Here is a 20,148-nt window from a genome sequence, read left to right on the forward strand (position 1 = left end):
TTTCAATTGTGCTGTTGTTCAATTGTGCTGTTTTCAATCGGTCAGTCTGCTTCGTCACACTATGCCAGTGTGGGGAAGCAATGTCGAGGTCTCAGATTGCGTCACGAGCAAGCTCAGGGGTGTTGGCTTTGGGCCAGTGTTTTTTGACTTGCTGTAGCCAGGCCTGGATCATGGGTTCTTTCAAGCGGCGAGCCTGCACGGCGATACTGAGATCGATGGTCGGCACGGCACCGGCCCAACGAATTCCCCAGCCTTCCCGTTCTGCCAGCTCGGCAATGTCACTGCGTAAAATAGCGATTCCGGCACCCGCCCGGACCAGTTCTCGCATGGCATCTTCGTTGTCCACATACACCAGTTTGGCTGGGTCAAGGTTGGTTCCGGCAAACAGTGCTTTTTTCAATGCGATAAACGGGCATTTTTCTGTTGTGTAGACCCAAGGCAATGCTGCCAGTTCGGCCAGGCTTGCATCCCGTGCGCGATCCGCCCAACCAATCGGGGCGAGGATATTCGTTTCCACCCGTTCAAGAAAAATAACACTCAAATCCGCACTGGTACACGGGCCGTAGATAAACCCGGTGTCGAGGTTTCCCTTTCTGATGTCGATGATAATGTCGGGTGACATACTATTGACGAAGGACAATTTAATATCCGGATAGTCCGCTTGTGTTGAAGCGAGAATCTGGGCCAGGCGCAGAAAGGCAAAGTCAGTATTGATACCGATGGAAAGTGTCCCGTTGACCTGGCCTTGAATGGCTTTTGCGTGAGTTAATACGCTATGGGCTGCCTCCAGCGCTGCTCTGGCTTGAGGCAACAGAGTCTGCCCAGCCGGGGTGATTTGCATACCTTTAGGGGTGCGGTCAAAAAGTGTTACGCCCAGGGTGCCTTCCAGGGCTTTCAGCTGTGCACTGACTGCAGGTTGGCTGGTAAAGAGACGTTCTGCTGCCCGTGTCAGATGCTGTTCTTCTGCCACGGTGACGAAAGTTTTAAGTTGATTGAGGTCCATAGCCCGAAATCCTGAATGTCTTGGTCTATCGATTGAAACCGGTCGATCTTATTATTGAACCTTAAAGTCGATCAGTCTGCCATAATATTTTCAAATGACCCTGATCAAAAATGACGATTGGATGCATTTGCGACAAACCGATTTAATGATTGTCAAGCCAGGATCATCTTGGAAAATATCAGGAGAAGGGTTATGTCGCACACTACATCGACTGCAGCAGCAAAACAAAATACCGCGTCAATGGCAGCGCAATCAGTGTTATCGTCAGAAGCATCAGTGCTTGTGCGGTGGTGGCGTTATCTGCGTTTGAACGCGCCTGTATGGTGGGATCGGTATCGTCAGCGCCAGGCATTGGCGGAGCTCAGTTCCATGCAGATGAAAGATATTGGCCTGAGTCGTTCGGATGTTATCAATGAGGTAAACAAGCCTTTTTGGAAGCCGTGATACCCGTTCGGTGAAACATGTCGACCTGCTGTTAAATGAAATCAGGCTTTGCTATGGTTTGATCTCAGGCTGCTTTGAGCCCTAGCCTTTACGATGGAGCCACGTTCATGAGACAGAAGGTCACGTTTGATAGTCAAGGTACCATACTAAGCGGGTTGCTGGAACGCCCGGAATCCGGTTCACCGTGCTTTGCGCTCTTTGCTCACTGTTTTACGTGCGGAAAGGATGTCGCCGCGGCTTCGCGAATTGCCCGGGCATTGACTCGGCATGGTATTGCCGTATTGCGCTTCGACTTCACGGGTTTGGGGAACAGTGATGGTGACTTCGCAAATACTAATTTTTCTTCCAACCTGGATGATCTGGTCGCGGCGGCAGATTACTTGCGCCGCGAATATGAAGCCCCGCAATTGTTGATCGGGCATAGTCTTGGTGGTGCTGCAATCCTTTCAATGGCACAGCAAGTACCTGAAGCGAAAGCACTGGTGACAATTGGTGCACCTTTCAATGCCGATCACGTATTACATAACTTTTCTGCATCTCTGGCAGCGATTGAACGTGATGGTGTTGCTGAAGTGACTCTGGGGGAGCGCCGTTTTCAAATTAAAAAGCAGTTTCTGGATGATCTGGATCGTCATACCGTAGAGCATATCAGCCAGTTGCGTAAAGCGCTGCTGGTCATGCACTCACCGGTGGATACCGTAGTCTCGATTAATGAGGCCGAGTTGATCTATCGAGAGGCCAAACACCCGAAAAGTTTTGTCAGCCTTGACCGGGCAGATCATTTACTGAGCCGGGCTGAAGATGCCGAGTTTGTCGCGGCCACGATCGCAGGGTGGGGGCGTCGCTATCTCGATATGCCCAAACCCGCAACGAGTGCCCCTCCGGTTGCCAAGGGGCATGTGATCGTGGAAGAGAAAGATCACCGTTTTACCCAGCATGTAACCAGTGACAGTCATTACTGGCTGGCTGATGAGCCTTATGATGTCGGGGGCAATAATACCGGGCCGGATCCCTACGAACATTTGCTTGCAGCGCTGGGGGCTTGCACCTCGATGACGATTCGCCTGTATGCGAACCGGAAAGGTATCGCATTGGAAAATATTCGGGTCGAGCTGCGCCATACCCGAAATTACATTGATGATTGTGAAGGCTGTGAAGCTACCGCCAATGGCATCGAAGCCATCGAGCGTACCATTGCACTTCAGGGAAAATTGAGTGGGGAACAAAGGCAACGTATGCTTGAAATCGCAGATAGATGCCCTGTTCATCGCAGTTTGCACGGCACAATGAAGGTGGTGACACACCTGCAAGACCCGGATTACGAATTGTAATCCGGGGCCTTAGCGCCATTAACCTACCATGATTTGTAAGGCAGGAATTTGCCATTCATGGTAATCACAACACGGTCACCTTTCGGATTTTCTTCCTTTTCAACATCCATGGAAAAGTCGATGGCGCTCATGATGCCGTCGCCAAACTTCTCATGGATGACGCTTTTCAGGGTTTCACCGTAAACGCCGACGATTTCGTATAGCCGATAAATTAAAGGATCTGTTGGTACGGCTTTGTCCCAGGTTTTGTGCGGGCATGCGGACAGGATGGGAACCAGTTCTGAATTCAATCCCAGTATTTCACAAATAGCCTGGGCTTTATCTTCAGGCATACTGTTCATACCCAGACAGGCTGACGCCAGCCATACCGGGGACATATTGATTGCTTTTCCTAGGGAATCCCAGGTCTCACCGGTTTCCAGTTTTGCTTTTAAAATCGCTTCTTTGGCTATTGTCTTATCCATAACGACTCCTGTTATTTACTTTTGGGGGTATCTTCAGTCAGGTTTATCTCTTTACCGGGTCTAGCCATGCACAGCCTTGTATTGAGGTTGCATAGCCTGATCACTTGGGTCAACTTCAACCGGGTAACCATTGGTTTGAAACTGGGTGACAGGCTCTTCCGAGCGGTTCACAAGAAAATCCACCAGATAATTCCGAATGCGGTAGTAGTTGCGGTTTTCGAAGATCGTATTCCGTTTTCTGGGGCGGGGCAGATTAACTGCGACAGACTCAGCAATTTTGGCGTTCGGACCGTTGGACATGAGTAAAATCCGATCCGCCAATAGCAGTGCTTCATCGACATCGTGGGTGATCATGAAGACAGTTTGGTGTGTGGCCTCCCATATTTTGATCAGTTCGTCTTGAATCACACCTCGAGTCAGGGCATCCAGTGCGCCGAATGGCTCATCCAGCAGCAGCATTTCGGGCTGCGTGGCGAACGCTCTGGCGATGCTGACACGCTGGCGCATGCCCCCTGATAATTGTGAGGGCTTTCGCTGCAGTGCGTGTTCCAGGCCCACCATGTTCAAGTATCTTTCGCTGTGCTCGCGCACCTGTTTTTTGGACCAGCCGGGCCACCGTGCGCGCACGGCGAAGGTGACGTTGTGCAGAGTTGAGAGCCAGGGCAACAGACTGTAATTCTGGAATACCACACCACGTTCCAGGCTCGGCCCTTTGATCTCCTTGCCGTTCATGACAATGTCGCCGTCCGTAGCCTGCTCCAGACCCGCTAACGTGTTGAGTATGGTGGATTTACCGCACCCGGAATGGCCGATAATGCAGACGAATTCGCCTTTGTTAAAACCGAAATTAATGTCTTGGAAGATGGTCAAGTCGTTGCCATCTGGTGCGGGAAAGCGCTTGGCGAGATTATTGACCTCTAAAAAACGGTACTTTCGGGACGCCTCCAGTGAGGCTGACATCTCAGTGTTATCGGGTGTATTCGACATATCGTTACCTCGTTATTCCTGATACTGAACCAGGCGGGAAACGCCGGAGAGCATAAGGTCAAGAACCATTCCGACGAGGCCAATCATGACAATGGAGAAAATGACACTGGTCAGATCCAGGTTGTTCCATTCGTTCCAGACGTAGTAGCCAATGCCGGTGCCACCCACGAGCATTTCCGCAGCGACGATAACCAGCCAGGCAATACCGATGGAAATGCGCATGCCGGTTAAAATGGTTGGTGCCGCAGCAGGCAAAATAACGGTTAATGCCGTTCGCAGAGGGCTTAATTCATGGGTTCGTGCCACGTTGATCCAATCGGATCGGACATTCGCCACACCAAAGGCGGTATTGATCAGCATTGGCCAGATTGAGCAGATGAAAATTACGAATATGGCGGAGGTTTCTGAATCCTTGATAATGAATAGTGCCAACGGCATCCAGGCCAGGGGGGAGATGGGTTTGAGAATCTGAATAAAGGGGTTAAGTGCCCGGTGCATGAGCGGTGACATACCCACGAGAAAGCCGATAGGTAATGCCACCGCAGCGGCCAGGAAGAATCCGGATAGCACTCGATAGAGCGAGTAGGCCAGCTGAATTCCGATGCCTTTGTCGTTAGGGCCTGCATCGTAAAACGGGTCCGATATTTCGCTGAAGGCCAGTTTGAATACCTCTGAAGGTGGTGGCACCCGGGCCTCCTGATCCGCGCCACCCATCAGCATTTCATATTCAGATAGTGGCTCGGTTGCCTCCGGGGGCTGGCTCGCCCCCTCCCAAATGCCCAGCCCGATGAGCAGCATTACTAACGAAATCAACGCTGCGCGAAGGGTCAGGGAGGTGCCGGTTGGCATGGAAGACATGGTTATCCCCTTTTGATGGCAAAGCTGTTGATATATTCTTCCGGCTTGGTGTAGTCGAAGGTCTTGCCCATGATGGTGTAGTTTTCATAGGTCTTGGCGGGGGGTTCATAGCCCAGCTCTTTCATCATCTTGCCGGCGTCGGAAGCGAGGTAAACTTCTTCCGCGATTTTCTGGTAGTTAAGGTCGCCTTTCACATAACCCCAGCGTTTCATTTGGGTCAGAATCCAAACCGCCATGCTGTGCCAGGGGAACGGGTCGAAGTCTATTCGGTCGGGTACATTGCCGACACTGCCCAGGCCATCGGCATAGCGGCCGGTGAGCACCTGTTCAATCACGGGTACCGGCTGGTTCAGGTAGTTCTTCGGTGCGATGGCTTTCGAAATTTCCTTACGGTTGTCCGGATTGGATGAGTAGTGTGTGGCATCCACAATCGCCTTCAGAAGTGCGCCGTAGGTATTTGGGTTTTCCATGGCGAAGCGTTGGCTGGTGGCGAATGCACAGCAGGGGTGACCTTCCCAGATTTCTTTGGTGAGCAGGTGGATAAATCCGACTTTCTCCCAAACCGCGCGTTGGTTGAATGGATCGGGGGAGAGGTAGCCGTCCAGGTTTCCCGCCCGCAGGTTTGCCACCATTTCCGGAGGTGGTACGACCCGAATCTGAATGTCTTTGTCGGGATCGATTCCGTGTTCTGCCACGTAGTAGCGCAGCAGGAAATTGTGCATTGAGTAATCAAAAGGCACACCAAATTTAAAACCTTTCCAGTCTTTCGGGTTACGTTTGTCTTTGTGTTTGACGTGCAGGACAATGGCTTGGCCATTGATGTTTTCTACCGCCGGCATAATGTAGGGTTCTGCGGTGGAGCCTGCCCCCAGAGTCATGGCCAGCGGCATGGGGGTCAACATGTGGGATGCATCGTATTCCCGGGCCAGCGATTTATCCCGTGCAACCGCCCAACCAGCGGTTTTGATTACATCCACATCCAGACCATATTTTTGATAGAACCCCAGTGGATGCGCCATGATGATTGGTGTTGCACAGGTGATGGGCACAAAACCAATGTTCAGTTTTGTTTTTTCCAGTGGTCCGCTCGCTTCTTTCATTGCAGCTTTGGCTGCATCCAGCGGGAATATTGAAGCCAGTAATGCGGCAAAGGCACCACCACCCATCATGGACATGAACTGCCGACGATTTTGTTCGTTACCATTGAATACCGCTCTGACCACCGCATTTTCGACGGCGCGATCCAGCATGTCTTCAGGGGTATTTGGAATTGATGGGGAGCCACCGGATTTGGTCCCGTTGTTTTCTGGACGTGAAGGCATATCCGAGAGTTTAGCTTCCAGTTCTTTTTCATTGAGGGGGACACCACCTTGACTGCATTGCGGGCATAGACAGCTCTGATCGTGTTTCAGGGATACATTTGGGTCATAAGGGTTTCCCAGGCTCTTGGTAGTCATATTCACCTCTCGTAATGTCAATTGAACGGCACCGAGTCCGGTGACATTGGCGGTTTTGTCCATCGCCAGTGCATTATTTCCGGGCATTCGAACAGGATTAACGCAGGAAATAATCCTTATTAGTTAACTCGAAGGGATAAGAGCAGGGTTCGTGCCAGTCCAAAACTATGTTGTTAAGTTATTGAAAATGATGTTTTTTGTTTTTTATCGAAGGCGATCAGGTTGGGTACGAAATATCGTAATTAATGAAATTTCGTAGTTTTTTATGATGATTTTTCGTAGTTGGCACAATATTCGTAGCGTTGTAGTTGTTTTTTTTATTGCCAGAATTGTGCAGATCTCAGGCGGCTGGCGGAATCGTCTGAAAATTTCAATTCAATGAATTTCGATAAGCCCGAAGATGAGCGAAATTATGTCCGATAGCCAATGGCTACAGATATCTCATGACAAAGAAAACGCACTGCTATCGCAGAATTTGACGTTGGGATCGCAGTGTTTTGATTATTTGCCAGAAGCCTGTTTTGTTGTGGATCCATTTAATGACGTTGTGGTGCACAGTAATGCCCTTGGACGGGATCTGTGGCTTCGATGTAAAGGGGGGCGGGAAGCTTCGCAGAATGAATGTGTAGACCGGGTGTTCAGTAGCTGGTTCGGGGATCAAATGCCTCATCTGGTGCTGTTTACTCAGCAAGCACTGGAACAGGGTGAGGCCTGGAGTGATGAATTAAGTCTGGTATGTGCCGATGGAGAGCGGTTGTCCATTGAAATGAATATTCGAAGGGTTGAGCTTGGTGAAAATGTCTTGTTGATCTTCCTGTTACGGGATGCCAGCACCGTGCATGAGCGGCACAACCAATCGGCTTTAAACCGTTACCATCGGGGAGGATTGATCCAGTGGCGACGGATGGAGCAGGTTTTTCAGGACATCGAACGGGAAAATCAATTGATACTCAATGCTGCAGGGGAGGGTATTTATGGTGTCGATGTTGAGGGTAAAACAACATTTATGAATCCGGCGGCAGAAAAAATGCTCGGGTACGATGCGGTCGAAGTCGTGGGACAAAATATGCACGCACTGATTCATCATAGTCACGAAAATGGCCACCATTTTCACGAAGAAGCCTGCCCAATCTTTACATCGTTCAGGGATGGCGAGATTCGTAACGTGGACAATGAGTGCTTCTGGCGTAAGGACGGGAGCTACTTTCCTGTTGAGTATACCAGCACGCCGATTCGTGATAATGGGCAGCTGGTTGGTGCGGTTGTATTGTTTCGGGATGTTAGTGAACGCAAGGAGGCGGAGTCCAACCTTAAAATGGCTCTGGAAGAGGTTCGCAAATTAAAACAGCAGCTTGAGCTCGAGAACGCATACCTGAAAGAAGAACTGGGAGAGGAGTACAACTACCACGAGATTGTCGGTAAAAGTGAAGCGGTTCGAAATATTATTCAGAAAATTGAATGGGTGGCCCCTACAGACGCCAATGTATTGATTTGCGGTGAAACGGGTACGGGGAAGGAGTTGATCGCCCGGGCAATCCATCAACGCAGTGAGCGCTATAATCGTCCACTGATTCGGGTTAACTGTGCAGCCATACCCAAGGAACTGTTCGAGAGCGAATTTTTTGGGCATATAAAAGGCGCTTTTACTGGCGCCCTTGCACATCGTGTGGGTCGCTTTGAGCTCGCTGATGGCGGAACCCTGTTTTTGGATGAGGTAGGCGAGATCCCGTTGGATTTGCAGGGAAAATTATTGCGGGTATTACAGGATCAACAATTTGAGCGAGTGGGGGATGTACAGACCCGAAGAGTTAATGTTCGGGTCATTGCCGCTACAAACCGGAATCTTGCTCAAGCGGTGGAAGAAAAAACGTTTCGTGAAGATCTGTATTTTCGTCTCAATGTTTTCCCAATTGAATCGGCCCCGTTACGTAAACGAATTGTTGATATCCCATTGCTCGCCTCTCATTTTCTCAAGAAGGCCTGCCAGAAGTTTAACAAACCCCAGCTTCGCTTATCTGTCGCAGACACAACAGCCTTGTGTGCCTATGCCTGGCCGGGCAATATTCGTGAGTTGGAAAATGTCATCGAACGACAGGTCATTTTGTGTCGGGGTAAACGCTTGCATTTCGATTTGCCGAGTGAGGCATTTAACCAGGTAAAAACAGATCAAACTGAACCAGAACCGCTCAATTCAGCTGGAGCGACAGAGGTGCTTACGGAAGATGATCGTCGCCAGGGAGAGCGAATGAATATCGTCAATGCCTTGAAACGTTCGCGGGGAAAAGTTTTCGGGCCGCAAGGGGCTGCTGAAATTCTGCAGGTTAAGCCGACTACGCTCGCATCACGGATCAAGCGTTACCGTATTAATCCCGCAGAGTTTAAAGTTGCTTAAATCGGTTTTTGCTTTCAGGAATTATGATGCCGCGTCATTTTATCCAGATGACCCATTGCATAAGCGGAAAGCACAAACGTTAAATGTATAACCACATACCAAAACAGCTTCTCATTCGGCACCTGTTCTGCATTCATAAATATCTTTAACAGATGAATCGATGATATGGCCACGATGGATGCCGCGACCTTGTTTTTCAGTGAGCCGGAGTCCACCTTACCCAGCCAGCTCAATTTTTCCTGCCCTTCCGCGATATCCAGCTGGGAAACGAAATTTTCGTACCCGCTAAACATGACCATGACCAGCAATCCACCAACCAGCGCCAGGTCAATAAGCGATAATATCAGCAACACCAGATCCTGCTCTTTCATACTGAATATCACGGGGATGACATGAAAGAGTTCCTGAAAAAACTTTATACCCAGCGCCAGCAACGCGAGACTCAAACCGAGATAGATTGGGGCAAGTATCCAGCGTGCTGAATACATTACATTTTCAATTAATCGTTCCATTAAGATTCCATTAGGCACACACAACGCTTTGGGTTATAGGGACAAATTGCGATATTTCAAGGGGGAATCTCAAGAGCGAATTGCGGAAGATTGAAATGACAGGGAGTGTGGAACCGGGTACCCGCAGGGCCAGGGAAATATGTTGAACACAAAGGGCACAAAGCCCTTTGTGTTTAAGCAAGCACAGGATTAAAGCTTGTGACCTGCTTCTAGATCGTAACCCACAATACCTTGATTGCCTGCAGAGTTTGCTTTGTCTGCAGCAGTGTAGGTCATGGCGATTTTAGCGAAGCTGAAGCTCAGAACTTCAGAAGGTGGGCCGGAATCGCCAGCAGACATGCTGTAAGAGCTTACCAAAGCTTCTTCCAGTTCGTATTTTACGTACTCGTCAACCTGGTCTGCACCGGTTTTAACAACAGAGATAACGATTTTTTTACCTTCAGAACCTACCAGAGATTCTTTAAAGATACCGGATGAAGCACCATCCATAACTTTGGTTACTGTTACTTCGGAAATGTTAGGGCGGGTTGCTTCACGGTTAGACATGTTGCCTGCTTCCATGGTGATACCGCGTCCCACACCAAACTGTACGCTATCGACTTTGATCCACTCTTCGTAGCCTTTAGCGGTTACGTTACCGGTGATTTCGTCATCATTGTAGTTCAAGAAAATTGCCATTTTGATCTCCTTATTGGCGATGTATTTCCTATGTTTGTGGCGCTAGTATGACCTCCAGAATCTATCGATTCAAGTTAAAATATTTAAATAATACAATAGGTTAATTCGACTCTGACACCAATTAATTCATCTGCGTTCCGAGCAATTGATGCGTTTGAGTGTGATTGGACTCGGAATTGGGTGATGACTCTGGTACCGCTTTATTGCGACGTAGGGCAAATATAATCTGCCCGAGACCAGATTGGTGCACTTGGCGCTGGATTCGGCAACTTTTGTCTGTTTCCACTCCGGCACGTATTTTCAGCGGAGGTTAAACCCAGTCGGTCGCCTTTTTATTCCTCTAGTCGTGCACCATAAAAATCTGGTGTCACGGCGAGATTGAGAACTGGTTCACAAGGTCTATGAAATAGCGGCAATACTCTTTCGATCAGCCCATCCCGTACGAATGTGGGATTGAATTTTTTTCCCTAAGGCGTTAAAACAACGGGCATGACGCGACCCTGTTTGATACTTGAGTGGTATCATCGCGTCACATGGATGACAAATAATCACGGATGTAAGCAATGAACGATACAAATTTACTGGATCAATCAATTCCACCCTTTGCCGCGAGTGCAAATACCGGTGTGGATATTCGTCAAACCGGTTCCTTTTCTCGCAGTGCTGTCCAGGACGGACTCGGGGTTTTTATGAATGGCAGCGTGCACCTGGCTTTCGAAACACTTTCTGAATCCGCTCAAAAAGGCAATGTCCGGGCCCAGTTTTATCTTGGTCAGGTTTATTTCCACGGCCGGGGTATTCGGAAAAATCTTGATGAGGCCTCTAACTGGTTCCATCAGGCCGGCGCTAAAGGTCATGCCCGTGCCCAATATTATCTTGGGTTGATGTATTCGGGAGGCATCGGCGTCAGTAAAAGTTATACCCAGAGTGCAACCTGGTTTCGTTTTGCTGCCAAGCAGGGTGATGCGCTTGCACAATATAATCTCGGGTTGATGTATTTTCACGGGAATGGTGTGATCGCACACTTTCAGGAGGCGGCCAAGTGGTTTTTCATGGCCGCCCAGCAAGGTCTCGCTGAAGCGCAGTATAACCTTGGCTACTTGTTTGACGCTGGCCTCGGACTGACTGAAAATAAAACGGAGGCCATCAATTGGTATTTCAAAGCCGCCGAGCAAGGCATGAACAGCGCCCGGTATAATCTGGGATTGATCTATGCCCGTGGCGAAGGCGTGCTTCGGGATGATGCAAAAGCGGCGCACTGGCTTACGCTGGGGGCGGAGGCAGATCATGGCGATTGTCAGTATGCGTTGGCGCTACTCTATGCCCGCTGTCGCCATGATGATGCTTGTCGTCTGCAGGCATTAAAGTGGTGCCGGGAAGCCTGTCGCAAATTCATTCCGAATGCACCACTGCTGTTACGTGTCCTGAGTCGGCCTAGTTTGGTGTAGTCGTTGCGCCGTTGTCCTTGGGTTGCAAGGTATCACAGAATGCGGTTTCGCAGACACTTAGCGTATTATTCGTATCCGACGGAATGGTTTTCAATACATCGTTTTTATCGCTGACCAGGTAATTCGCCAGGGTATAAGCGGTGTAGTACTTGAATATGTGCGAAACATAGTCGACGGTTTCATTCCCGATTAACCGGGCCGCCGCGTGTTCCACATTACCGAACCAGCGGTTTCTGTCCAGGCCCATTTCTTCAGCCAGATTACGCATTTTGCTGACTTTGGCCGGACCCGCGTTGTAAGCTGCCCAGGAGAAGAAAAGGCGATCCTGTTCTGAAATGGCAGGGTCCGAGAAGTAACGGTCTCTCAGGAAGGCCAAATATTTTGCACCTGCATGGATGTTAGGTTCCAGTGTGTCGATTTTTTTGATACCGATGTTCTTGTCTTTGGCGGTAGAAGGCAGAAGTTGCATTATGCCCAATGCGCCTCGATGACTGCGCAATGCCTGATTGAATTTTGATTCCTGATAGGCTTGCGCCGCCAGTGCCAGGGGCATAATGTTGTACTGGTCACCATATTTCTGGAACAGCGGCAGTATTTTATTCAATTTATCCCGGTCATTGGACTGCAGCGGGTTTTTCAGCCATCGGTTTGGCTCCAGGTAGCGCTTGTTTAGCATGTTTCCGAACAAAGTTCCTTTCTTGGCTTTAGTTTCGAAGAAATGTTGCAACGCCTTATGCAATTCCGGGCTGTTTTTGCGGATTGCCCAGCCAATTTGATTACCCGTCGCCAAGACGACATTCTGTTCGATAACGATCTGATCGAGATAGGTTGACCAAAGGCGTGCTTTGTAGCCGTCTACGATGGTGTATTGGAATATGCCGGCATTGACCAATTCGAGAATATCTTCGCTCAACAGCCGGGAATCCGTTTCGATTCCGGTAATAACGGTGTGACCCAAATCGGCCTGTTTTTGATTGTATTGTTTGAGGTGTTCCACATAGCTGCTCCCTCGCATAAGGTGAACCTCCTTTCCCTGCAAGTCCGAAAGACTCGAGATTGCAGGCGCATTTTTGAAACGGACTACAACCTCATCAACACTATCGAGGTGTCCGGCGACAAAGTCTGCAAGGGCTTGACGTTCAGTGGTCACCGTCAGCATACCCGCAGCGATATCGCCCACACCTTCGTTCAATGCCGGTATCAAACGATTGAATGGTACCGGGACAAACTTGATTCTGACTTTGTCTTTAGCTTTTCGAACACCTTGATTCAGCTGCTTTTCAAATTCCCGTAACGCGTCCGCCTGCAGGCCCAGAATATGTCCGTCATGTAGAAAAAAATCTGTGGGACTGTAGGTCACGAGTGCCCGGATTACTTTTTTATCCAGTAATACGGGTAAGTCTCCCTGGTATTTTTCAACATCCAGTTTGGACAGTAACTCCGCCTCAATTCGGTCTCGTTCCTTTTCTTGCTGCTTTTGTTCCGGGGATACGCTGCGAATACCGTGGTCATCGGAGTCCGGCTGGCAGCCACTAAGCAGATTGATGAGCACGAACCACATACTGAATAAAATAACCGTCATTGATTTTTGTTTTTGGAACAGTTGCATAGTCATGGACTCTACTGGCCTTGGAAATTGGTTTTGATATGTCCTATGTGTTCAAAATACCTGATATTCAGGAATAATTATATGTTTGAAGCGATCTGGCTGCCCATCTACCATTGCCGGGGCATCATGCGTTATGGATTAACCTGTGTATTGGCGTGGAGGGGGGTTTAGTCAAAGTATCGACAGATAAAATCCACAAAAACACGGGTTTTATTTGCCAGAAATGCGGTTTTCGGATAGACCGCATGTACGATATGGGGACTGCGCAGTTTCCCGCCAAAGAGTTCTACCAGTGTACCACTTTGCAAATCTTCCTCGACCAGATAACTGGGTAAGAAGGTAATGCCCAAACCTTTCAGGCAGGCTTTATAAACGCAGTTAATGTCGTTGGCACTGAATTTCTTCTGCGCATCCTGAATCACGAGATCCGGCGCGATGGCTTGTTGAATTTTCGTGATCGAACCGAGACTGGTAGGATAGACAATATCATGATACTGCAGATCGTTCAGTGTGGCCGGTTCGCCTCGTTCAGCCAGATAGCATGGTGCCGCACAAGGGACACGGTAACCTTCCAGTACGGTTTTGGCAATCAAGGCCGAATCAGGTAGTTGACCAATTCGAATTGCAATGTCGATACCTTCTTTAACAATATCGATATTGGTATCGGTGAGAATCAGGTCGACATTGATTTTTGGGTAGCAACGGGCAAATTCGGCCAGTATGTCGATCAATCTCGCGTGGCCGAATGCAGGCGTTGTTGTGACCCTCAAGAGTCCGAAGGGCGTGCTGGACAGGTTTTGCATCTGTTGCTCGGTTTGCCGGAGTTCCTCAAGTATTCGCCTGCAACTCCCATAATAAATCTGACCCGCCTGAGTGAGACTGAAGGAACGAGTAGTACGTTGCAGCAGTTGTGTCCCGAGTTGTGCTTCAAGCTGTTGTAATTGACGGCTGACCGATGAAGTACTGGTGCTGAGTGCTTCGGCGGCAGCTCTGAAAGTGCCTTGCTCGACCAGCGTGCTGAAAAGCAAGTATGGATTATCCATCAGTAGGTCTCCGTATGATTCATACCGAGTATTATCCCGAAAACTGCAACAGATATTTTCGGTTTTGCATGTTTATTGCGAAAAAAAGAATAATTAAGATGGTGGGGTTCCGCAAGTATTAAAAAACGAGGCTAAAATGAACGTAACCGAGGCACTAACACAACGTACCAGTATCCGTCAGTTCAAGGCGACACCTGTCCCTCAAAATGTACTGGACGAGATCATCGACGCGGCATTGAATGCCCCGAGCTCGTCAAATACCCAAGCCTATCGAATCGCGGTTGCGACCGACGATGTGTGTGATTCAATTCGTAACGAGCTGTCCAATAAATTTTCCAAGGCCAGTAAGATCAAACGCATGCCAATGCCGTTGAAAATAGTAAAAGGCCTGACCAGTGGGGTCCTCCCTGACGGTGACTTCAATCCAAATATTGCGTATCCGAAAGAGCTCAAGCAACGCAGTGTGGATTGCGGTATGGGTCTGTATCAAACCCTTGGAATCGAGCGGCACGATCACCGGGCACGTGAGCGCCAGATGCAGCGAAATTTTGAATTTTTTGATGCCCCTGTTGCCATTTTCCTGTTCATTCACGAAAAAATGGGCGTATACGGGGCTCTGGACTCCGGTATCTTCTTACAGTCTTTAATGCTGGCAGCAACTGAGCGAGGTTTAGGCACTTGTGCACAGGGCGCGCTGGGCGTTTGGGGCAGTCCGGTACGACGTCACTTTCAGGTCGAAAAAGACTACAAGTTAATCTGTGGATTGTCTCTGGGTTATCCAGACGAACATGTTGTTAACGATTACCGTCCGGTAAAACGAACCCGCTCTGAAGTACAGTTTTCGACTAAAGCCGGGGCTGTACAGCCGGTCAGAGCTTAAGGTCGCCCCCTGTGTCAGGATAGTTGTCACCCCACGCATAAAGCGCCTCAAGCGCAGGGATGAGTGTTTTCCCAAGCGTGGAGAGTGAATACTCCACTTTGGGGGGCACCTCTGCGTACACTTTCCTGTTGATGATCCCGTCTGATTCGAGCTCCCGCAATTGTTGCGTGAGCATTTTCTGGCTGATGGGGGGAATCAAGCGCCTCATCTCGCCGAACCGTAATGTCTGGGAAGCCAACATGTGCAAGATTACCGGCTTCCATTTTCCACCAATGATATTCAGCGTTTTCACCATCGGACAGTGTTCCGGGTTAGCTACGTGCCATTTGTGTTTCATGGCCAAAAAAATACTCCAGTAATGTATTGATATTAAATATTAGTCACCAAAAGGTGAGTATCAAACTAAAAAGTGCGTACTTGTTAAGTGTATTTCTACTTGCGATTATTTTCCCAAGGCAACCGGTGCCCTCTCCACAGATAAAGTGAAAATAGAAAAGGGAAAAAAATGGATAATGTGCAAGTAATACCTATACCGATTTGGCCTTTTGGCATGATTAACGCGCATCTGGTTGTCGGTGCAGCGGGATTGATACTTGTCGATGCTGGTTTACCGGGTACTGAAGCAAAAGTCGAGCGGGTGTTGCGACGCATTGGTCGGTGCTATTCGGATATCAAACTGATTGTGATTACCCATGCGCACATTGATCATGCCGGTAACGCAGCCCGACTCAAGGTACTTACCGATGCGCCAATAGTCGCTCACAAAGGCGATTTAGCTTATTTCACCGGTGAAAAGCCCATGACTTTTTGTGCAACCGGCTGGTTTGGTCGGCTGTTTTTCCGAACCGGGGCCATTCAGCGTGCCTATGATCCGTTCATCCCCGATATTTTACTGGATGCAAAAGCTGATTACCCTTTAATCGGGTTTGGTATTCCGGGTTCGCTCATACCAACACCCGGGCATACCGAAGGTTCGATATCCCTCTTGCTCGAATCAAAACAGGCATTGGTCGGAGATTTGGTTTCGTCCGGTGTATTACTGGGCGGGATTTGCCTCACCCATAAAGCAAAGCGTCCGCCTTTTGAAGATGACCCGGCCCGTGTTGCTAACCATCTTGAAACCTTCGTACAAAACGGTGCTACCGAGTTTTACATGGGGCACGGTGGCCCTTTGCCACATCAAGAAGTCGAACGGCATGTTCGGGCGCTACGTAAGCTGGCTTGAGTCTCGAAAACTGTGCTTTATGTCATTAAGCAAAGCACATTTGATGGACTTCATGTCCAGGTGAGAGAGACGCCAGAGAGCAAGATTTTTTGCTCTCTGGTGTTGTCGGAAAGGCTTGGCCTGTATGTCAGATTTTTTGTGTCCGCAGACCGAACAGTCCAAACATTGCCAATAAAAAGATACTCAAGGTTCCCGGAGCAGAAACAGCAACAGCGGAGGCCCGGGTTATAAGCGTTGAATTGCTGCTCTCCAGTTGCATGCCTTCAAGAACCGAGCCGCTTAATGCATCAAAGAACATCGTTGAAGCAAAACCGTTTCCTGTGTTGTTTGCAAATGGATTGTTGATCAGATCCTGTAGCACCGAGTCCAAAAGATCGACATTGCTAAAGAATGGCTGACCTGAACTGGATTTTGCGTTATTGATCGCCGTGGTAACATCAAGGGCTTTAACAGTTAACTAAATACTTGACTAAACCTACTCATATACAGTAGCTTGTACAGTATTGTTTTCTCATGGATGGAGGTGATGATTATGGCTGAATTTCTATCGATAGGCGCTGCCGCTTTTCTGCTGGGTGTGGCCGTTTCCACCCTTCGTCGCTGGGAAAAAGAATCACGATTTTTCTCAGATTTCCGTACGCCGGGTGGCCATCGTCGTTACGCGCTTGATAAACTTTTAGCCTTTTGCGGTCAGTCGACTGCTGATAAGCAACGCAGAACAATCTGTTATGCACGCGTCTCTTCTCATGATCAGAAAAAAGATTTGCAAACGCAAATTGCTCGCTTGCAAAAGCATGCCAGAGAGGCTGGCTATGAAGCCGTCGAAACCATTGATGATCTTGGCTCAGGATTAAACTATAAAAAACGGGGATTAAAGCGATTAATTAAGTTGATTTGTCAGCGTAAGGTAAAACGACTGGTTATCGTTCATAAAGATCGCTTACTCCGATTTGGGGCTGAATTGTTATTTGCGCTTTGCCAGTTTTACGGTACGGAGGTTGTCATTCTTGAGGAAGTTGAAGAAAACTTTGAACAGCAACTTTGCCATGATGTGTTAGCGTTAATGACGGTCTTCAGTGCGCGATTGCATGGTTCACGTAGTCGTAAAAATCAACGAGCCATCGCCTAGTGGATATGCCAACGAAAACACTCACCTTTGAAACCCGGCTTGATTTAATTCATGAGCAGGATGCAGCATTGTGTCAATATGCCGAGCTGTGGAATCAAGTGAAGTTTCATTGGTTTGCCAACTTACAAAAGCCTAAAGCCCAGCAATTGAGTCGTACCCAGTTTATGCATGAAATGGGGATGCCGTTCAGCTATCGGGTGTTTCAAGGCGTACGGCAAAGCATTAAAGGTTTAATCCAGTCTTACCAAACCAATCGAAACAACCGACTGGTGACGCTGGACGTTAAAATCAAACAGCTGGAGAAGACGCTCAACAAGCTAAATAAGCGCTGTGATCATGTTGCAGAGAAAGGCTGCCCGCAACAGGCCAAAAAACTTCGCAACACACTACGACAGAAGGAAGTGAAACTGCGTCGTTGGCAGCGAAAGCAGGCCGCCTTGGTGGCCGAAAAACAGGAAAACAAAACACCGATTTGTTTTGGTGGTCGAAAGCTGTTGAAAGAGCGTCAAGCGTTAGAAACGGGTTCGGCCATTGAAGGCTGGAAACAACGCTGGCACGAAGCACGACACCGCGAATTTCTATTAGTGGGTTCTCATGATGAATCCTGGGGCTGTCAAAATGCCCAGCTATCGCCCAGTGAGCAAGAAGATGCTTACCAGCTAAAACTCTTGGTACCCCATCAATTACGCGCCACGTTTGGCACGACCATTACCATTGATCACCTGCAATTCAAGCATGGTAAGGCGGCTATTGCCCAAGCCGTTTGGCAGAATCAGGTTAAAAAACACGATAAATCAATCAAAGGGCAACCCCTGAGTTTTCGATTTAAGCGAGACAAAAAAGGTTGGCGGTTACTCGTTAGCGTGGAAGTGGCAGGACCAAAAGAGCAAGCAGAGTGGATCGGTGATGACCAAGGTGTCATCGGTGTGGATGTCAACCCGGATCACTTAGCGGTCGTCGAGCTGGATCGAAACGGTAACCCACTGCAACACCGAACGTTTGACTTACCGTTACACTATAAGAATGATGCTCAACGGGCAGCTATTATTGGGGATGCCGTACGAGACCTGATGGACTTTGCCGCACAGCAAAGTAAAGCAGTGGTGATTGAAAAGCTGGATTTTCAGCAAAAGAAACGGCACTACCAAAAGCAGGATCACCCTCAGTATGCCCGCATGTTGAATGCCTTTGCTTACGGTAAGATCAAGGACTTGATTGAAACGCAAAGCATTAAACGCGGCATACACCTTTATCACGTCAAGCCTGCTTATACCTCATTATTGGGGCGGATGAAGTATCGCGATCGACACGGTTTTTCAGATCACCACGCGGCCGCGTTAGTGATTGGTCGTCGACATTATGGCTTTAAAGAAAAGCCGCCAAAACAACTCATGGGTATTAACGCGAAGGGTACCGTTAAGACCGAGCATCCGCCTGTAAGGATGGCGCTCGGGGATTATCAGTATTACAACAAACTTCAGCGTTGGTACCAACCACTCGAAAAATCATTAGATTTTCTGAGTGGCTGGCGTCACTTTCGTCGTGTGAATCGGGTTAGTTACTCCGTTGAGGCTCGCCTTGATGGTAGACCGGGCATGAGTCCCGACTTGATTCAGGAAAGCACTACCTTGCTTTCCGCGCACCCTGCGCTGTAGGGATAGGCTCGTTTAAACCTTGAGTAGGTTTAAGCAGGTTTATGAAAACGGTTGGACGGTTACGAGTTGTGTGCCCGGATTCGCGGGCTTGACCGTTTCCGGTTAACGCCTGTGTTATTCGTATCTGCAGGAAAAACACTGGAAGATCGCCTGGCAGGTTACGAGGCGGGAGGTGATGCCTACATCTGCAAACCGTTTGATATACGCGAATTACATGCCATTGTAGCATCGCTGATTTCCCGTAAAGAGATCAGTGATGGACATCTTCAGGATCTGGATAGTTTGCAGGCACTGTCCTGGACGATGATGAAAAACAATTGCGAAATGGGAGAGTTGTTGAAATTCTCCAGAAGCATTTCGAGTTTGCGCAATGAGTCTGCTTTTGTGACCCAGCTGTTCAAAACACTTTCCCATTTTAATCTGAATGTAACGTTGCTGGTTCGCCTGGTATCCGGCGAGATTGTTACCCGCAGCGACGGTAAACCGTTCACGCTTATCGAGAAAGAGCTGCTGGAATTGGCTCGCGAAGACACTCGCATAACGTGTCATGGCTCTAAATATATATTTACCGCCCAGAATCTGGTGCTGCTGGTCAAGAATATGCCGGTTCAGGATGAAGATCTGACCGGCCGCTTGAAAGACCACCTGTGTATGCTTTTGGATGCCGCGCAAACCTGTGTCGAGTTGCTCAACTTCAGTAAGCATCGGGAGCGGGAAGGCGTTCGACAACGCGAGTTGATACTCAACACCATCCGCGAAGAGTTCAATAATATGAACCGTTTGGCGGAACAGATTTTCGAGCAATCCAATGCCAGCGTGGAAAAGCTGGCAGGAAACCTCGAGCACGCTTTTACCTTCATGGATCTGACTGAAGATCAGGAGCGGCATATGCTCGACTTTATCGCAGTATCCCGGCGTGAAATTGATAAGCAGGAATATTGCAAAGCTCAGTTTGCCCAGTCCCTTAACCGTATACTTCATGCTGTCGGTGGCGCGGCTCAGGGCGTGGCGCTCGAGGAGCCTGGTTAGGGCG

20 protein-coding genes are annotated in these 20,148 nt (G+C 48.8%); 9 read left to right on the plus strand and 11 right to left on the minus strand.

The window, feature by feature from the left end:
* Positions 1-91: 91 nt before the first annotated feature.
* Positions 92-1,003: a LysR family transcriptional regulator gene (locus OLMES_RS06805; protein ID WP_087460574.1), complete on the minus strand. Its 912-nt coding sequence runs from the start codon at positions 1,001-1,003 to the stop codon at positions 92-94.
* Positions 1,004-1,195: 192 nt separating this feature from the next.
* Here OLMES_RS06805 and OLMES_RS06810 point away from each other — a divergent pair, with 192 nt between their 5' ends.
* Together OLMES_RS06810 and OLMES_RS06815 are read left to right on the plus strand one after the other, a co-directional pair.
* Positions 1,196-1,447 carry a DUF1127 domain-containing protein gene (locus OLMES_RS06810; protein WP_198343247.1) on the plus strand — a complete coding sequence of 84 codons (252 nt, stop codon included), beginning with the start codon at positions 1,196-1,198 and terminating at the stop codon, positions 1,445-1,447.
* A 107-nt stretch (positions 1,448-1,554) separates the two neighbouring features.
* Positions 1,555-2,778 carry a bifunctional alpha/beta hydrolase/OsmC family protein gene (locus tag OLMES_RS06815; protein ID WP_087460575.1) on the plus strand — a complete coding sequence of 408 codons (1,224 nt, stop codon included), beginning with the start codon at positions 1,555-1,557 and terminating at the stop codon, positions 2,776-2,778.
* A gap of 23 nt (positions 2,779-2,801) precedes the next feature.
* Here OLMES_RS06815 and cynS read toward each other — a convergent pair whose 3' ends face one another.
* From cynS to OLMES_RS06835, 4 genes are read right to left on the minus strand one after another with little or no spacing between them, the layout of a single operon-like run.
* Complete coding sequence (gene cynS, locus OLMES_RS06820) at positions 2,802-3,242, minus strand: cyanase (RefSeq protein ID WP_087460576.1); 441 nt, start codon at positions 3,240-3,242, stop codon at positions 2,802-2,804.
* Positions 3,243-3,302: 60 nt separating this feature from the next.
* A complete protein-coding gene (locus tag OLMES_RS06825) occupies positions 3,303-4,229 on the minus strand; it encodes an ABC transporter ATP-binding protein (protein WP_232465279.1) in 927 nt (308 codons plus the stop codon).
* A gap of 12 nt (positions 4,230-4,241) precedes the next feature.
* On the minus strand, positions 4,242-5,087 hold the full coding sequence (ntrB, locus tag OLMES_RS06830; RefSeq protein ID WP_232465280.1) for a nitrate ABC transporter permease: 846 nt from the start codon (positions 5,085-5,087) through the stop codon (positions 4,242-4,244).
* A gap of 2 nt (positions 5,088-5,089) precedes the next feature.
* The gene (locus OLMES_RS06835; RefSeq protein WP_232465281.1) at positions 5,090-6,631 is read right to left on the minus strand and encodes a CmpA/NrtA family ABC transporter substrate-binding protein; all 1,542 of its coding nucleotides are present in this window, start codon (positions 6,629-6,631) and stop codon (positions 5,090-5,092) included.
* 325 nt (positions 6,632-6,956) lie between these two features.
* Between OLMES_RS06835 and OLMES_RS06840 the strand changes: the two genes are divergently transcribed.
* Positions 6,957-8,936, plus strand: coding sequence for a sigma 54-interacting transcriptional regulator (locus tag OLMES_RS06840; protein ID WP_087464364.1), 1,980 nt, complete (start codon positions 6,957-6,959; stop codon positions 8,934-8,936).
* 14 nt (positions 8,937-8,950) lie between these two features.
* Here the strand turns inward: OLMES_RS06840 and OLMES_RS06845 are convergent, their stop codons facing one another.
* A complete protein-coding gene (locus OLMES_RS06845) occupies positions 8,951-9,448 on the minus strand; it encodes a TIGR00645 family protein (protein WP_087460577.1) in 498 nt (165 codons plus the stop codon).
* Positions 9,449-9,637: 189 nt separating this feature from the next.
* Positions 9,638-10,126, minus strand: a complete 489-nt coding sequence (locus OLMES_RS06850) for an Hcp family type VI secretion system effector (RefSeq protein WP_087460578.1) — start codon at positions 10,124-10,126, stop codon at positions 9,638-9,640.
* A 563-nt stretch (positions 10,127-10,689) separates the two neighbouring features.
* Between OLMES_RS06850 and OLMES_RS06855 the strand changes: the two genes are divergently transcribed.
* Positions 10,690-11,574: a tetratricopeptide repeat protein gene (locus OLMES_RS06855; RefSeq protein ID WP_087460579.1), complete on the plus strand. Its 885-nt coding sequence runs from the start codon at positions 10,690-10,692 to the stop codon at positions 11,572-11,574.
* Here OLMES_RS06855 and OLMES_RS06860 read toward each other — a convergent pair.
* Both OLMES_RS06860 and OLMES_RS06865 read right to left on the minus strand, forming a co-directional pair.
* A complete protein-coding gene (locus tag OLMES_RS06860; RefSeq protein WP_198343248.1) occupies positions 11,561-13,183 on the minus strand; it encodes an MltF family protein in 1,623 nt (540 codons plus the stop codon). The genes OLMES_RS06855 and OLMES_RS06860 overlap by 14 nt on opposite strands.
* A gap of 167 nt (positions 13,184-13,350) precedes the next feature.
* Positions 13,351-14,226, minus strand: a complete 876-nt coding sequence (locus OLMES_RS06865) for a LysR family transcriptional regulator (RefSeq protein WP_087460581.1) — start codon at positions 14,224-14,226, stop codon at positions 13,351-13,353.
* Positions 14,227-14,362: 136 nt separating this feature from the next.
* On the opposite strand from OLMES_RS06865, the gene OLMES_RS06870 reads away from it, so the two are divergent.
* A complete protein-coding gene (locus tag OLMES_RS06870) occupies positions 14,363-15,106 on the plus strand; it encodes a nitroreductase (RefSeq protein ID WP_087460582.1) in 744 nt (247 codons plus the stop codon).
* Here the strand turns inward: OLMES_RS06870 and OLMES_RS06875 are convergent.
* Positions 15,096-15,443 (minus strand): winged helix-turn-helix transcriptional regulator, encoded by a 348-nt coding sequence (locus OLMES_RS06875; protein ID WP_087460583.1) that lies wholly within the window; start codon positions 15,441-15,443, stop codon positions 15,096-15,098. The two genes, OLMES_RS06870 and OLMES_RS06875, sit on opposite strands and share 11 nt — an antisense overlap.
* Positions 15,444-15,611: 168 nt before the next feature.
* Between OLMES_RS06875 and OLMES_RS06880 the strand changes: the two genes are divergently transcribed.
* On the plus strand, positions 15,612-16,331 hold the full coding sequence (locus OLMES_RS06880) for an MBL fold metallo-hydrolase (protein ID WP_087460584.1): 720 nt from the start codon (positions 15,612-15,614) through the stop codon (positions 16,329-16,331).
* A gap of 127 nt (positions 16,332-16,458) precedes the next feature.
* On the opposite strand, the gene OLMES_RS06885 is transcribed toward OLMES_RS06880, so the two are convergent.
* Positions 16,459-16,701, minus strand: a complete 243-nt coding sequence (locus tag OLMES_RS06885; RefSeq protein ID WP_157678199.1) for a hypothetical protein — start codon at positions 16,699-16,701, stop codon at positions 16,459-16,461.
* Between the two features lie 162 nt (positions 16,702-16,863).
* Between OLMES_RS06885 and OLMES_RS06890 the strand changes: the two genes are divergently transcribed.
* Genes OLMES_RS06890 through OLMES_RS06900 form a run of 3 tightly spaced genes read left to right on the plus strand, consistent with a single transcriptional unit; the run spans position 16,864 to position 20,144 of the window.
* Positions 16,864-17,460 (plus strand): IS607 family transposase, encoded by a 597-nt coding sequence (locus OLMES_RS06890; protein WP_087464365.1) that lies wholly within the window; start codon positions 16,864-16,866, stop codon positions 17,458-17,460.
* Positions 17,461-17,465: 5 nt separating this feature from the next.
* Entirely contained in the window at positions 17,466-19,115 is a 1,650-nt protein-coding gene (locus OLMES_RS06895) for an IS200/IS605 family accessory protein TnpB-related protein (protein WP_232465349.1), read from the plus strand.
* A gap of 51 nt (positions 19,116-19,166) precedes the next feature.
* Positions 19,167-20,144, plus strand: coding sequence for a response regulator transcription factor (locus tag OLMES_RS06900; RefSeq protein WP_087460587.1), 978 nt, complete (start codon positions 19,167-19,169; stop codon positions 20,142-20,144).
* Positions 20,145-20,148 lie beyond the last annotated feature (4 nt).

Source organism: Oleiphilus messinensis, assembly GCF_002162375.1.
Classification (GTDB): Bacteria; Pseudomonadota; Gammaproteobacteria; order Pseudomonadales; family Oleiphilaceae; genus Oleiphilus; species Oleiphilus messinensis.